Annotated in this window: 14 protein-coding genes; 4 read left to right on the forward strand and 10 right to left on the reverse strand. The window is 73.9% G+C overall.

All coding sequences use genetic code 11. The features are described 5' to 3' along the window. Window positions 1-64: 64 nt before the first annotated feature. The 3 genes from ACLBXO_RS16865 (at window position 65) to ACLBXO_RS16875 (ending at window position 3,091) form a co-directional block, all read left to right on the forward strand. The gene (locus tag ACLBXO_RS16865) at window positions 65-1,273 is read left to right on the forward strand and encodes a DUF2252 family protein (RefSeq protein WP_447686080.1); all 1,209 of its coding nucleotides are present in this window, start codon (window positions 65-67) and stop codon (window positions 1,271-1,273) included. Between the two features lie 127 nt (window positions 1,274-1,400). Then, window positions 1,401-2,363, forward strand: coding sequence for an acetyl-CoA carboxylase carboxyltransferase subunit alpha (locus ACLBXO_RS16870; protein ID WP_447686062.1), 963 nt, complete (start codon window positions 1,401-1,403; stop codon window positions 2,361-2,363). After that, the gene (locus tag ACLBXO_RS16875; RefSeq protein ID WP_447686063.1) at window positions 2,360-3,091 is read left to right on the forward strand and encodes a DUF1796 family putative cysteine peptidase; all 732 of its coding nucleotides are present in this window, start codon (window positions 2,360-2,362) and stop codon (window positions 3,089-3,091) included. The genes ACLBXO_RS16870 and ACLBXO_RS16875 overlap by 4 nt, the downstream gene beginning before the upstream one ends. Before the next feature lie 58 nt (window positions 3,092-3,149). On the opposite strand, the gene ACLBXO_RS16880 is transcribed toward ACLBXO_RS16875, so the two are convergent. Continuing rightward, window positions 3,150-3,401, reverse strand: a complete 252-nt coding sequence (locus tag ACLBXO_RS16880; protein WP_447686064.1) for a DUF1640 domain-containing protein — start codon at window positions 3,399-3,401, stop codon at window positions 3,150-3,152. A 441-nt stretch (window positions 3,402-3,842) separates the two neighbouring features. Between ACLBXO_RS16880 and ACLBXO_RS16885 the strand changes: the two genes are divergently transcribed. Then, window positions 3,843-5,369 (forward strand): L,D-transpeptidase family protein, encoded by a 1,527-nt coding sequence (locus ACLBXO_RS16885; RefSeq protein ID WP_447686065.1) that lies wholly within the window; start codon window positions 3,843-3,845, stop codon window positions 5,367-5,369. Between the two features lie 4 nt (window positions 5,370-5,373). Here ACLBXO_RS16885 and ACLBXO_RS16890 read toward each other — a convergent pair whose 3' ends face one another. The 9 genes from ACLBXO_RS16890 to ACLBXO_RS16930 form a co-directional block, all read right to left on the reverse strand. Next, window positions 5,374-5,547 (reverse strand): YqaE/Pmp3 family membrane protein, encoded by a 174-nt coding sequence (locus ACLBXO_RS16890; RefSeq protein WP_012318839.1) that lies wholly within the window; start codon window positions 5,545-5,547, stop codon window positions 5,374-5,376. Window positions 5,548-5,671: 124 nt separating this feature from the next. Continuing rightward, on the reverse strand, window positions 5,672-7,303 hold the full coding sequence (locus tag ACLBXO_RS16895; protein ID WP_447686066.1) for a c-type cytochrome: 1,632 nt from the start codon (window positions 7,301-7,303) through the stop codon (window positions 5,672-5,674). Window positions 7,304-7,323: 20 nt separating this feature from the next. Continuing rightward, on the reverse strand, window positions 7,324-7,695 hold the full coding sequence (locus ACLBXO_RS16900) for a hypothetical protein (protein ID WP_447686067.1): 372 nt from the start codon (window positions 7,693-7,695) through the stop codon (window positions 7,324-7,326). After that, on the reverse strand, window positions 7,695-8,192 hold the full coding sequence (locus ACLBXO_RS16905) for a TspO/MBR family protein (RefSeq protein ID WP_447686068.1): 498 nt from the start codon (window positions 8,190-8,192) through the stop codon (window positions 7,695-7,697). The genes ACLBXO_RS16900 and ACLBXO_RS16905 overlap by 1 nt, the downstream gene beginning before the upstream one ends. Next, the gene (locus ACLBXO_RS16910) at window positions 8,189-9,415 is read right to left on the reverse strand and encodes a geranylgeranyl diphosphate reductase (protein ID WP_447686069.1); all 1,227 of its coding nucleotides are present in this window, start codon (window positions 9,413-9,415) and stop codon (window positions 8,189-8,191) included. Before ACLBXO_RS16910 ends, ACLBXO_RS16905 begins: the two co-directional genes overlap by 4 nt. A gap of 4 nt (window positions 9,416-9,419) precedes the next feature. Further along, complete coding sequence (locus ACLBXO_RS16915) at window positions 9,420-10,751, reverse strand: BCD family MFS transporter (protein WP_447686070.1); 1,332 nt, start codon at window positions 10,749-10,751, stop codon at window positions 9,420-9,422. After that, window positions 10,751-11,635, reverse strand: a complete 885-nt coding sequence (gene chlG / locus ACLBXO_RS16920) for a chlorophyll synthase ChlG (RefSeq protein ID WP_331313844.1) — start codon at window positions 11,633-11,635, stop codon at window positions 10,751-10,753. Before chlG ends, ACLBXO_RS16915 begins: the two co-directional genes overlap by 1 nt. Window positions 11,636-11,969: 334 nt before the next feature. Then, window positions 11,970-13,427, reverse strand: coding sequence for a transcriptional regulator PpsR (gene ppsR, locus ACLBXO_RS16925; RefSeq protein ID WP_447686071.1), 1,458 nt, complete (start codon window positions 13,425-13,427; stop codon window positions 11,970-11,972). A gap of 29 nt (window positions 13,428-13,456) precedes the next feature. Beyond that, window positions 13,457-14,347 carry a cobalamin B12-binding domain-containing protein gene (locus tag ACLBXO_RS16930; protein ID WP_331313812.1) on the reverse strand — a complete coding sequence of 297 codons (891 nt, stop codon included), beginning with the start codon at window positions 14,345-14,347 and terminating at the stop codon, window positions 13,457-13,459. Between the last annotated feature and the right edge of the window lie 295 nt (window positions 14,348-14,642).

Genomic DNA, 14,642 nt, shown 5'->3' on the forward strand with positions numbered 1-14,642 from the left:
GATCGACGAGGCGGGACGGTCCCCGCCCCGCCGGATCGACCCCGCACAGGATCGGACGAGCCACATGGACATGCAGGTGCCGGCACGATCCGGCCGCGACGCGAGCGTCCTCGACCACCGCCGCCTGTGCAAGATCGCCTCCTCGCCGCACGCCTATGTCCGCGGCAGCACGGCGCGGTTCTACGAGCTGCTCGCCGGGATGCCGGCCGGCACCCTGCCCGAGGGGCCGCCGGTCTGGATCTGCGGCGACGCGCATCTCGGCAATCTCGGGGCGCTCGCCGGCCCGGACGGCGGGATCGACATCCAGATCCGCGACCTCGACCAGACCGTGGTGGCGAACCCGGCCTTCGACCTCGTCCGGCTCGCGCTCTCCCTGGTCACCGCGGCGCTCAACGCGACCCTGCCGGGCATCGTCACTGCCCGGATGATGGACGCCATGGCGGACGGCTACGCCGACGGGATCGCCGATCCCGAGGGCGCCGAGCGGGGCGTCGACCCGTCCGAGATCGTCGTCACGACGAAGCGGCGGGCGCTCGGCCGGCGCTGGCGCCACCTCTCGCGCGAGCGCCTGAAGGGCAAGGCCGCCCGGCTCCCGCGGGGCCGCCGGTTCTTCGACCTCGACGCCGACGAGCAGGACGCGCTGACGGCGCTGATCCGCGACCCGGAGATCCGACGCCTCGTCCTGGCGCTCGGCAGCGCGGCCGACGACGCCGAGATCCGGCTGCTCGACGCCGCCTACTGGATCAAGGGCTGCAGCTCCCTCGGGCGCCTGCGCTACGCCGCCCTGGTGGAGGTTCTGGGCGGCGACCGCCCGCAGCTCGCCCTCCTCGACGTCAAGGAGGCGGTGCCGCACCTCGCGCCGGCCGCCGCCGGGATCGCGGTGCCGCCCGACCACGCCGCGCGGGTCGTCGCGGGGGCGCGGGCGCTGTCGCCCAACCTCGGCGACCGGATGGTGGCCGGCCATGTCGGCGGCACGCCCGTCACGGTCCGCGAGCTGCTGCCGCAGGATCTCAAGATCGACGCCGAGCAGTTCTCCCGCGGCGAGGCGGTCCGCGTCTCCCGCCACCTCGCCGCCATCCTGGGGCGGGCCCACGGCCGCCAGATGGGCGCGGCCGACCGCCGGACCTGGATCGACGCCGTGCGGGCGCCGGGCCCGGGCCCCGACGCCCCCGGCTGGCTCTGGTCCGTGGTCACCGACCTGATGGGCGCGCACCAGCGCGGCTACCTGGAGCATTGCCGCCGGATCGCCCGGGAGGAGCTGGACGCGGCCTGACGCCGCCCGGCCCGGACCGGCCGCGGGGCGCTTCCGCCACGACGCCGGTTGACACCATCCCCGCCATCGCCAACACCTCGCGCCCGCCGCCTCTCGCGCGGCGGACCCCGGGAAGACCTGTGATACGATGGCGGTGACGCGCACCTACCTCGACTTCGAGAAGCCGGTGGCCGAGCTGGAGGCCAAGCTCGAGGAACTGCGCGCCGTGAGCGCGCGCGACGGCGCGGTCTCGATCGCCGAGGAGGTCGGCCGGCTCGAGGCCAAGGCCGGCCAGGCGCTCGCCGAGATCTACGCGAACCTCACGCCCTGGCAGAAGACCCAGGTGGCCCGCCACCCGCAGCGGCCGCACTTCGTGGACTATCGCGACGGGCTGATCACCGAGTTCACCCCGCTGGCCGGCGACCGCAGCTTCGGCGAGGACGAGGCGATCCTGGGCGGGTTCGGCCGGTTCCGCGGCCGGCCGGTCCTGGTGCTCGGCCAGGAGAAGGGCGCCACCACGGAGGCGCGGCTGCGCCACAATTTCGGGATGGCCCGGCCCGAGGGCTACCGCAAGGCGGTCCGCCTCATGGAGACCGCCGACCGGTTCGGCTTAGCCGTCATCGCCTTCGTGGACACGGCCGGCGCCTATCCCGGCATCGAGGCGGAGGAGCGCGGCCAGGCCGAGGCCATCGCCCGCTCGACCGAGGCCTGCCTCGCGCTGGGCGTGCCGAACGTCGCCGTGGTGATCGGGGAGGGCGGCTCGGGCGGCGCCATCGCGCTCGCCACCGCCAACCGGGTGCTCATGCTGGAGCACGCGATCTACGGGGTCATCTCGCCGGAGGGCGCCGCCTCGATCCTGTGGCGCGACCAGGGCCGCGCCTCCGACGCCGCCACCGCCATGAAGATCACCGCCCAGGACCTGCTGCGGCTCGGCGTCATCGACGGGATCATCCCGGAGGCCACCGGCGGGGCCCACCGCGACCGCGAGGCGGCGATCCGGGCCGCGGGCGACGCCATCGCCGACGCCCTCGCGCAGTTCGACGGCCTCTCGCCCGTCGAGGTCCGCGACCGGCGCGCGGAGAAGTTCCTGGCGATCGGCCGGACCCTGTGAGCGAGCCCGGGGCGACGGGGGGCCTGTTCGGCGCGCTCGGCCGGCTGCTCGGCCGGCGCGATGCGCGGGAGCCGGGCCGGCACAACCACGTCTCCCTGGGCTGCAATTGCCAGATGGCGCACGTCCTCAAGACGCTCGACCTGCGCCAGTGGTCGGGGCCCCTCGACTGGATCTTCTCCATGCCCGGCATGGCCCGGGACTGCCTCGCCGACGACTTCGCGGCGCTCGTCGACCGGGGCCAGCTGGAGAGCATCCCGGAGGCCGAGCGGCGCGGCCCCGGCATCTGGCGGGGGCGCCACCGCCTCTACCGGGAGCGGCACGGCCTCGAGTGCGTGTTCAACCACCACGACCCGGCGACGAGCGAGGCGGACTACGCCTTCCTCACCGAGGGCGTGCGGCGGCTGCGCCGGGCCCTCGACACGCCGGGCACCGACAACCGCCTCTGGATGATGACCCATCTGCACACGCCCCGGGACGTGGTCGCGGCGATCGACGACCTGCTCGGGCAGCGCGCCAGCCGCAACCACCTGACCTTCGTGCAGCTCGAGACCGGGCATCCGCGCATGGCGGTGGTCGAGGCGCTCGACCTCCGGCCGACCCTGCGCTGGCTCACCGTGCACACGCCCTCGGAGCCGGTCGGCCTGCGGCTCGCCGACCCGTCCGACGACGCGGCGCTGGTGGCGATCATCCGCGCCGAGGCGGCGCGGCGGCCGGCGCTGTTCGCCTGAGCGGCCGCCCGGGGGCGACGTGGCCGGGGCGGCGGCCGGTCGGCTCCCGGGGCTGCCGTCAATGCGCGGCGCGCGACAGGGCAACGATCGCGCCGACGATGACGATCGTCTGGAAGCCGATCGAGCCGATCACCCATTTCATGATGTCGAACTTCGCTTCGGCCAGATCGGTCTTGGTGACGAGGTTCGTCAGATCGGAATCCCGACTCTCGCGGATCGCCGCGGTGATCGCCTCGGCCTGATCCCCGGACAGGCCGGTCGCCCGCAGGCGACGGACGAGGGCGTGCGTGTCGAGAGAGAGGGCCGTCATGGGCGACGTTCACGTTTTCGAGCCGTCCGGGTCGATCGACCGAATCCGGATGGCAGCCTCCGCGAACGTGGCGCCTTCATCCCGCCGGGGCAAGCAGCTCAAAGTTGGGCGTCCGGCGCGGTCACGCGTGTCTGCTCCGCCAGGGAGTCCACCGATCCGCGCACCGGGCCGGCAGGCCGGACCGCAGGCGGGACTGCGCACGAGCACCGCATGTAGCGCCGCGCGGCCCTGCAGCTCGAACGGCGCCGTCCCGCGACCCCGCCGCGGCGCGCTGTGGATAGCGCGCATCCGCCGGCTCTCCACACCGGAGAACAATCCAGTGTTGCAGCCGGGTCCTTGCGGTAAGGAAGGCGCAAGCTTAACGAGCCTATTGGGTTGGGGAGTGGCACCCGACGCGGCCAGCAAGGCCCGCGGGCGCGCGTAAGACGATCGAGGTTCCCCATGACGGCGCGTCTCGCGACCGCGCGACTGCTGGCGGCGGCGTCCCTGCTGGCCCTGTCGCTCGCCGCCTGCCAGGACGGTTCCGGGATCAACGGCCCGAGCGCGCGCAGCCTCGCGCCGATCGCCCCCCAGACCGTCGCGTTGATGCAGTCCAAGGGGATGCAGCCCTCCGACCCGATCCTGATCCGTACCTTCAAGAAGGAGGCGGAGATGGAGATCTGGAAGCGGGGGAGCGACGGCCGCTACGCCCTCATGAAGACCTACCCGATCTGCCGCTGGTCCGGCCAGCTCGGGCCGAAGACCCGCGAGGGCGACCGGCAGGCGCCCGAGGGCTTCTACACGATCACCCCGGGCCTGATGAACCCGAACTCCTCGTACTACCTCTCGTTCGACACGGGCTTCCCGAACGCCGTCGACCGGGCCAACGGGCGCACCGGCAAGTACCTGATGGTGCACGGCACCTGCTCGTCGGCGGGCTGCTTCGCCATGACCGACGCCACCATCGCGGAGATCTACGCCGTCGCCCGCGACGCGTTCATCGGCGGCCAGCGCAGCTTCCAGTTCCAGTCCTACCCGTTCCGGATGACGGCCGAGAACATGGCCAAGTTCCGCAACGATCCGAACATCGCCTTCTGGCAGAACCTCAAGGAGGGCTCCGACTATTTCGAGGCCCTGCACGAGGAGCCGAAGGTCGGCCAGTGCGGGACCAAGTACGTGTTCGGCGGGGCCGACGCGGCCGCCGGCTCGTGCAGGCCGCGGGTCGACCCGCTGGTGGCCGAGAAGAGCGCGCGCGACACGCACGCCGTCGCCGACCTCGTGGCCAAGGGCACGCCGGCGGTGCGCGTCGTCTACCAGGACGGCGGCCAGAACCCGGTCTTCCGCCCGCAGAACGCCAGCGCCTTCGCGAGCCTCGGCGGCACCGAGACGGTGCTGCCCTACGACGCCAAGGAGTACGGCCGGCACAATCTCGGCGACGTGAGCCGGCCCGAGACCCTGGCGGCCGGCCCGCAGGAGATCGAGCTCACGCCGAAGGGCCAGCCGGTGATGATGGCCGGCGCCGAGCCGGCGGCCGCGACCCGCGCCGCGAAGGCCGGCGGCAAGGGGCACGGACGGGAGCCCGCGGCGCCCACCACGCCCACCACGCTCATGGCGAACCGCGCCGATCCCGGCGCGCAGGTCGAGACCACGGCGGCGCTGCCCGACAAGCCCGCCCGGATCGCGGTCGCCGACGCGGACGGCGATCCGAGCAGCTACCAGAAGCTGTTCGGCCAGCTCTTCGCCAAGGACAAGCCGGCCCCGGCGGCGCCCCCGACCCCCGCGGTCGACGCGGCGGTCGTGCCCGCGGCGGTGCCGGAGCCCGTGAAGCTCGCCCACGCCGCCGAGACGGTCGCTCCGAAGGCCGCCAAGGGCCACGCGGTGAAGACCGCCAAGGTCGAGGGCAAGGGCGAGGGCAAGGGCGAGTCGAAGGGCGCGAAGGCGGAGAAGCCCGCCCTGCGGAAGGGCGAGCCCGAGGGCCGGAAGCCCTGACGGCTCAGACCAGCGGCCGGTCGCGGTTCATGAGCCACAGGGCGTGGACCGTGCCGGGCAGCCAGCCGAGGATCCACAGCAGGATGTTCAGCAGGAACTGCAGGCCGAAGCCCGTGGTGACGAGCACGGCGATCGGCGGGAAGAAGATCGCGAGCAGGATGCGGACGAGGCTGGACACGGGGACTCCGGGCGTGAGGTCGGCACGTCCCGGCTCCAACGAAACACGGTTTTATCCGTTCCGCCCGATCTGACCCCGGACCGACCCCGACGCCCCCGGCAGGCCGGGGCCGCGGGGCGGCGCCTCAGTTCTTCGCCGGCGGCGTGGTGGCGGAGGGGACGTTGGCGGCCTGCTTCTCCGGGTGCTTCACCTGGCTGTAGGCGACGTTGGAGAAGGTGCCGATCACCGCGGGCCAGCTCGGGTTGCCGTATTGCGGGTCGTCGCGGCCGACCTTGCAGAAGGCGGTGGTCAGGCCGTTGACGATGTCGTCGTCGGTGACCCCGGTCGGCTCGGCCTTCACCTGCTGCACCAGCCGGGCGAGGGTCGGGACGAAGTCCTGCTGCTTCAGGCCCTTCAGGCTCGCCTGCAGCCCGATCTTGTCGAAGGCGGCCTTGAGCTTGTCCTGCTCGATCTCCGCGCAGGGCGCCGTGCCGGCCAGCATGGTCTTGGTGGCGGCGCGCGCCTCCGAGGCCTTGTCGCCGGTCACCGGGGGCGCCTTGTTGCCCCAGGAATTGCGGATGTAGTCGGTGACGTTCCTCACCTCGACGTCGGTCATCTGCTGACCGATCGCCACCATCGGGGCCAGCCCGCTCTGGGCGGCGAGGCCGCCGTAGATCACCCGCAGCACCGTCTCGGGCCCCTCCGACATCACCGAGGTGTTGCCGGCGAGCGCCGGCACGGCGCCCGCGATGCCCTTGCCGTCGGGCTGGTGGCAGGAGGAGCAGTAGGTCAGGTAGGTGGAGGCGCCGGGCGCGTCGGGCGTGTCGAAGGCCGCGAGGTCCTTCGGCTTGTAGGTCTGCTTGGCCGGCACGGTGCGCAGGTACGCGACCATGGCCTTGAGGTCCTCCTCCTTCACCTTGGAGAGGGATTCCATGATGGTCTGGCGCATCGGGCCGGCGGCGACGCCCGGCCGGTCGCCCGGGGCGGTGCCGGTCTTGAGGTAGGTCACCACCTGCTCGTCGGTCCAGGCGCCGATGCCCTGGTGGCCGTCCGGGGTGATGTTGGGGGCGTACCAGCCGTCGATCACGCCGCCGCCGAACCGGCCCGCGAAGCTGGAGTTGCCGACGAGCTTGTTCTCGTTGTGGCACATGGCGCAGTGGCCGAGCCCCTCGACCAGGTAGGCGCCGCGGTTGACCTCGGCGCTGGCGTTCGGGTCGGGCTTGAAGCGCTCGTCGGTGAAGAAGGCGGTCCGCCACGTCACCAGCGCCGTGCGGACGCTGAACGGGAACGGGATCTGGCTCTCCTGCCGCTTCTCGTTCACGGCCGGGACCGACTGGAGATAGGCCCAGATCGCCTTGGTGTCGTCGTCGGTGACCTTGGTGAACCAGCCGAACGGGAAGGCCGGGTACAGGTAGCCGACGTTCTTGCTGTAGCCGTGCCGGAACGCCTGGTCGAAGTCGGCGTAGCTCCAGTTGCCGAGACCCGTCTCCTTGTCGGGCGTGAGGTTGGGCGTCATGATCACGCCGAAGGGCATGTTCAGCGCGTAGTTGCCGGCGAGGTACTTGCCGCCCGGCGCGGTGTGGCAGGCCGCGCAGTCGCCCATCGTCACGAGGTACTTGCCGCGCTCGATCTGGTCGGCCGACCCGTCCTGCGCCAGCGCCGGCGCGGTCAGGAGCAGGCCCGCGAGGAACGGGGCGGCCCGCATCGGGGTCAGCCGCGTCGGGGACCGCCGCATCGGGGCCGCGCGGCCGGAGGAGAGGGCTCTCGTGCGCTGCATGCCGCGTCTCCCATCCCGATTTAGAGCTGTTTGAAACTTGTGACGCGCGTGAACGCGGCCGTCGCGGGCGTTGTTCCGGCCGGCGCCGCGCTGCGGCGTTGTGCCGTGGCCGCCCGGACGCGCAGGCCGAGATCGGCGAGGTGGGCGACGAGCCCGGCGAGCATCCAGCCGGCGACCGCGACCCAGCCGGCCCCCACGAGCGCCGCCCGCAGGGCCAGCATCAGCGCGGCGCCGGAGGCGAGGTTCGTGAGCAGGGACGGCAGCGGCAGGCCGACCCGGCGGCCGAGCCACGCGAGGGCGAGCGCCTCCAGGGCGACCAGCAGCAGGATCCCGTCGACGATCCGGCCCGACGCGAAGGCGGGGCGAAGGACGGGATCGAGCAGCGCCTCCATCAGGCGGGCTCCGCGAACGGCCCGTTGAGGCGCACGATCCGCAGGTTCAGGCAGGCGGCGACGCTGACCCAGGCGAGGTAGGGCAGGTTCATGAGCCCCGCCGCGCCCGAGACCCGGCCGGTCACCAGCACCAGCGCGCCGATGGACAGCCACAGGGCCGCGACCTCGGCGAGCGCCCAGTCGGGCCGGCGGAACCGGAAGAACAGCACGCTCCAGGCGATGTTGAGCACCCCGTTCACCGCGTAGGCGGCCAGCAGGACGCCCCGGGCGACGGGGTCGGCGTCGCCGTTCCAGGCGAGCACGCCGGCGGTGGTGGTGAGCGCGAAGATCACCGCCCAGACCGGTCCGAAGGCCCAGTCCGGCGGCTTCCAGGCCGGGACCCGCAGGCGCCGGTACCACGTGTCGGTCGTGGTCGCGAGGCCGCCGGCCACGGCCACCAGCACGGCGGCGACCGCCGCCACCGCGGGCGGCCCGAGATCGGCGGCGGCGAGGCTCACGGCGAGACCCAGCGGAACAGGTGGGCGAGGTCCTTGAAGAAGATCCGCGCGTGGGCGGCGGGCTTCGCGCGGACCAGCTCCTTGTTCATGTAGCTGTCCCAGGTGAGCTGCTGCACGTCCTTGTCCCGGCAGATCGAGACGAAGCGCTCGCGCAGGCCGTCGCTGCGGTACCAGACCCACTGCATCATCCCGAGGATCCAGAACACGCGCCCGTGCAGCTTCATGAACTGCCTCCGCGCGCCCGCGAGGGCGCGCGCGTCCCCGGTCCGCAGGAAGGCGGCGGCGGCCTCGGCCGAGAGCCGGCCGCCGAGCATCGCGTAGTAGATCCCCTCGCCGGAGGCCGGCGCGACGACGCCCGCGGCGTCGCCCGCGAGCAGCACGTCCCGGCCGTTGTCCCAGCGCTTCAGGGGCTTCAGCGGCAGCGGCGCCCCCTCGCGGCGGACGGTCTCGGCGTGGTCGAGGCCGGTGGCGGCGCGCAGCGCCCGGATCGAGGAGCGCAGCGAGAACCCCTTCCGCGCGCTGCCGGTGCCGATGCTCAGCGTGTCCCCGTGAGGGAAGATCCAGCTGTAGAAGTCCGGCGAGTGCCGGCCCTGGTAGTAGACGTCGCAGCGGGTCGCCTCGACCGACCCGGCCCCGGGGGCGCCGGCCTCCGGAACCCGCAGGATCTCGTGATAGGCGAAGACCTGCCGCATCCTGGCGTGGCCCGGCACCTCCGCGCGGCCGACCGGCGAGCAGGCGCCGTCGGCCCCGACGACGAGGCGCGCCCGGACGGCGTGGCGGGCGAGGCCGGCCCCCGCGCCGGTGGTGAAGTGGACCAGCGGCGGCCCGTCGTCGGGCCGGGTGATCCGGTCGTAGGCCGCCTCCCGCAGGTCGGCGCCCGCCGCCGCGGCCCGCGCGCGCAGCCAGGGATCGAAGTGCTCGCGGTCGACCATGCCGACGAAGCCCTCGCCGACCGGCATGTCGACGGCCTTGCCGCTCGGCGCCACCATCCGGGCGGAGCGGATCTTGGCGACGAGGAGCGCGTCGGGGATCGCGAAGTCGCTGATCAGCCGCGGCGGGATCGCGCCGCCGCAGGGCTTGATCCGGCCGGGCTTGTCGAGGAGCAGCACCGCGTGGCCGGCCCGGGCGAGGTCGGTCGCCGCCGTGGCGCCGGCCGGCCCGCCGCCGACCACCACGACGTCGTAGCTGTCGCGGCCGGAGCCGCCATCGTCCAACCGGGCCATGGCCTCACCTCGCGCTGAAGGCAGGATCGAGCGGCACCGGGTCCGGTGCCGGAGCGGGTTCGAGCCGCGCCGCCAGGACGACCGCGACGAGGAACAGCAGCCCTTCCGCGGCGAAGACCGCCGCGTAGGCCTGGACGGGTTCGGCGGTGACGAGCCGGACGGCGTCGACCGCCACGGCCCCGAGGAAGCCGCCGGCCCCGAAGGCGACGCCCTGCGCGGCGCCCCAGACGCCCATGCGGGTGCCGCGCTCCCGCGCGTCGCCGCGGCCGGCGAGCGCCATCATCGAGCCGATGGCGGCGACCGCGTAGGCGCCGTTGGCCACCCCGAGGGCGAAGACCGTCGCGCGCAGGGGGAAGTCCGACCCCGCCGACGCGCCGCTCGCCAGGGCGAAGAGGGCGGCGGCCGAGCCGGCGCAGCCGATCCCGATCCAGAGCCGCAGGGAGGCGAGGGCGGTGCCGCGGGCGAGGAGCGTCACCGCCGCCACCAGCAGCATGCCGGCGAGGACGCCGCCGTGCTGGAGGCCGGCGAGCTTGGTGGTGGCGCCGGGGCTCATCGCGAAGACGAGGCCGGCATAGGGCTCCAGGATCAGCTCCTGGGCACTGTAGGCCAGCATCGACACGAAGACGAAGACCGTGAAGGTCCGGGCCACCGGGTCGGCCAGCACCCGGGCCAGCACGGCGAAGAACGGGCGGCGCGCCTCCGCGGGCTCGGGCGCCCGGACCGGCAGGCGGCGCTCGACGCCGGCGACCGCGAGCGCCGCCACGCCGAAGGCGACGAGCGAGACCGTGCCCGAGACCGCGACGAGCCGCAGGCCGGAGAACGGGTCGAGGAAGTGCCCGGCGAGCGGCGCCGTGACGGCGAAGCCGACGATCATCATCACCCAGACGACGGTGGCGGCCGCGCCCCGCCGGGCCGGCGCGACGCCGCCCGAGAGCAGGACGAGGAGGGAGGTCCCGGCGGCGCCGACGCCCATGCCGACGCACAGGAAGGACAGGGCGGCGAGCGCCAGCCCCAGGGCGAGGTGCTCGGCGGCCAGCGCGGTGCCGCAGGCGGCGCCGAACCCGCCGAGGCAGAGGGCGGCCATGCCGCCGACGATCCAGGGGGTGCGCCGGCCGCTGCGGTCGGAGCCGTAGCCCCAGCGCGGGCGCAGGACCTGCACCGCGTAGTGCAGGGCGACCAGCAGGCCCGGCACGAGGGCGGGCAGCGCCAGCTCCACCACCATGACGCGGTTGAGGGTGGCGGTCATCAGCACGACGACGCTGCCCAGCGCGGTCTGGACGAGGCCGAGGCGGACGATCTGGGGCCAGCCGAGGCCTGCGCCGGGGTCCGGTGCCATCACGCCCCTCCCACCAGCGGGCGCAGCGCGAAGGCCGAGACCAGCATGCCGAGGACGTAGAGGGTGGTGCCGGTGCCGTTGTACCAGATCGCCCGCTCCCGGGGATTCTCCAGGAACCGGGCCATCAGGGCGAACTGGCCGGCGAGCAGCGCGGCGACGAGGCCGGCGTGCCAGTAGCGCTCCCAGCCGACGAGGAGCGCGATCACCGCGACCTGCGGCAGGGCCATGACCAGGCAGGCGAAGCGCGCGGCGCGCTCGGAGCCCATCTGCACCGGCAGCGACAGCAGCCCCATCCGCCGGTCGCCCTCCACGGACTTGAAGTCGTTGAGGGTCATGATGCCGTGGGCGCCGGCCGCGTAGAGCAGCGCCACCAGGAGCACCCGCCGGTCGGGCAGGGCGGCGGCCATGACGGCGGCGCCGGTGAACCAGGGCAGCCCCTCGTAGCAGAGCGCCACCGCGGCGTTGCCCCACCAGCCGTTCCGCTTCAGCCGCACCGGCGGCGCCGAGTAGATCCAGGCCAGAACCAGCCCGAACAGCGCGGCCCCGAGGATCCAGGGCCCGAGGGCGGCGGCCACCGCCAGCGACAGCGCCGTCCAGGCGAGGGCGAGGTAGAGCCCCCAGCGGCCCGGGATCCGCCCGGAGGGGATCGGCCGGTCCGGCTCGTTGATCGCGTCGACGTGGCGGTCGAACCAGTCGTTGGCGGCCTGGCTGGTGGCGCAGACCAGCGGGCCGGCCAGCAGGATGCCGGCGGCGATCACCGGCCACTGGCCGCTGGCCGGCTGGCCCGAGGAGATCACCCCGCAGGCGAAGGCCCACATCGGCGCGAACCACGTGAGCGGCTTCAGCAGCTCGATGACTGCGCTCGGGGCGGGCGTAGCGGTCATGGGGGGAGGCTACCGGGGCCCGCCGGGGTGTCAAGCCAGATTTACACCCCGCGTCAGCATGTGCGGGACGTTTGTCGAATAAATACAGCGGCGGGTCAGAAATACATTATCCGAAACACCGGAAAACGGTGCCGGCTGGACCGCCCACGCGGGCGCTTTCCGGCGCCCCGGGCGCTCCCGGCGACCCCCGTCCGCGAGGACGATTCCGGGATCCTCGAGGCCTTCGGGGCCGGGATCCGAGCGGGTCCGGCAGGCCCCGCCGCGCGCACCTTCGGGAGACAGGACAGGATGCGGGGGACGGGTCCCGCCGCGCCCGGAGGCCGTGCCCGGCTTCTCAGATGTCCTCGACCGGGCCGTCCAGGTCGCCGACGCCGTAGCGGCGCATCTTGGCGTAGAGGCCCTGCCGGCTCAGGCCGAGCATCTCGGCCGCCGAGGCCCGGTTGTCCCGGGTGATCCGGAGCGCCGCCTCGATGCAGAGCTTCTCGATCAGGTCGGTCGTCTCGCGCACCAGGGTCTTCATCGAGACCCGGCCGACCAGCTCGGTCATCTGCTCCACCGAGCGGGGCACCTCCCGCCCGACCCCGGGGCGCCCCTCGGCGATCCGCCGCGGGCCCGACCGGATGGCGAAGCCCAGGCAGGGGCGGGCGCCGGCCACCGACACGGCGGCGACCTCCACGTCCTCCATGCCGCCGTAGGCGCCGCGGACGACGGTGGCGAAGCGGCGCACGGCGCCGTGGTCGACCAGGGTCGCGAACAGCGCCTGCGCCTCGGTCTCGTCGCGGCCGAGCCAGTGGTCGAGGGTGCGCCCGCGGGCCTGGCCCACGGTGGCGAGCTGCGCGAGCTCCAGGAAGGCGGCGTTGGCCATCAGGACCCGCCGCGCCGAATCGGTGACCACGAAGCCTTCCGGCATCGCCTCGATCACCGCGGCGGTGGGCGCCTCCTGGTCGGGTCCGGCCGAAGCGGCCGCCGGGTCGGCGACCAGCTGCAGCAGGGCGCTCGCGCCGCCCTCGCCCCGGAACAGCGAGGCCGAGACCGTGACCTCCCCGCGCCCGTGCGGCAGGGCCGCCCGGATCTCGCCCGCCTGCCCGGTCGCCCGCAGGGCGGCGAACTGCGCCTCCAGGGCCCGGGTGCTGGCGGGGTCGAACAGCTCGACGGCGTCCTGCCCGGCGATGCGCTTGGCCGGGCGCCCGAGGAGGCGCGCCGCGGCCGGGTTGGCCTCGGCCACCCGGCGCGTGCCGGCATCGACCACCAGCACCGGCTCGCCGGAGATCTGGAACAGGAGCCGGTAGCGGGTCTCGGCGGCGCGGAGCCGGTCGTAGTCCCGCTCCAGGGCCTGCTGGGTCTCCACCAGCCGGCGCTGCAGGGCGGCCACCGCCCGCATGTCGCGCCCGAGCACGAGGATCGGGCCGCCCTCCGCGGGCCGGATCGACGCGTAGCGGATCGGCAGGTCGGCACCGTCGGGCGAGGGGTGGTTCACCTGGCGCCAGCGGGTGATGCCGTCGGACCCGGCGTCCCGCAGCAGGGCGTCGATCTTCGGGCGGCTCTCCACCGTGACGGTGTCGATCCAGCGCCGGCCCAGCCAGCCCGCCACGGTCTCCGCCGCCGTCTCCGTCGCGAGGTCGGCGCCGACCGCGGCGTCCCGAATCACGCCGTCGGTGTCGATCACCAGGGAGAGGTCCGCCGACGCCGCGACGATGCGCCCGACCGCCTCGCCCTGGAGGAGGCCGGCCACCTGCTGCAGGGCCGCGGGCGGCGACTGCGGGGAGGGGCGGGGCTGAGGGGTCACGGTCACCGCAATGTGATAGTCGGTTGGAGGCCCTTTCAGCAGGCCAAGGCCTGTCTGTCCAGCAAAGCTTCCGCCGCGGCGGGCGCGAGGCACGCGTCCGACGCGCAGGCATCCGCCCCGACGATCCCCGCCTCGCCGCCGTGGCGCGCGAAGAAGGGGCCGCCGACCAGCACCCGGACGTGCCGGTTGCGCGAATCGCGGCGCACCTCCGCCACCGTCGCCGTCAGGACCGGCAGCAGGACGTCGCAGGAGAGCGACAGGCCGACCACGTCGAACCAGTCGGACCGGAGCAGGTCCAGGGGATCGACCCCAGGCCCGGGCACCGCGGTGGTCACGTCCCAGCCCGCCTCCCGGAAGAAGCTCGCGACCAGCGACAGGCCGAAGACGTGGGTCTCGCCCGGGCAGGGCAGCAGCAGGACGCTGCGCCCGTTGGCGGGGACCGATTCGCTCTCCAGCTCGGCGCAGAGGCGGCGGCTCACGGCGTGCAGCCGCCCGAGGGCCTCGGTCACCGCCAGGAAGTCGCAGGCATCCTCCTCCCAGAGGGCGCCGAGATGCCGGGCCGCCGGGGCGAGCAGGTCGAGGAGCAGGCGCGGGAGCGGCAGGCCGCCGTCGCGCAGGGCGTCCACCCGGGCGTCGAGGTCGACCGGGCCGGCGGCCAGGAGCAGGGCGCTGAAATCGGCGATCTCCCGCGCGCTCGGCGCCCGGTCCGCCGGGGCGGCGCGGCCGGCGGGCCGGTGGGCGAGCATCAGGCGCGGCAGGATCTCCGCCTCGACGACCTTGGCGAGCGCGTCCGGGACGGGCCTGTTCAGGTCGGACCAGCCGAGGGCGGTGTCGCGGAACACGGGGAGACCATCGCTGACGGGGCTGCAGCCGGCCGCGGACGGACCGTGATCCAGACGGCCACCGAAATGCCTCCAGTTTCCCATCGGCATCCTCCCTTGAGACGACCCCGGCCCGGGAGGGCCGGCGGATCCGCTCGCGCGCTCGGTGTGGCGTTGCTCGCCCGTCTATTCTTCGTGTCCGTCAGTTCCTGAGGCTGACCAGCCAAACGGCGGCAATCTCTGCCGCCGCGGCCGACGATACGCTTCCTAGCGATCTTGGCAATGATCTTATTCGAAGAAAAGATATCCCTCCTCCTGTCATGCTATCGAAGCGTCAAGCGCACTTGACACTTCTGGGAGCCCCGCCCTAGCCTCTGTCAACGACGGAGCCTCTGGCGCC

The organism is Methylobacterium sp. C33D, from assembly GCF_053345825.1.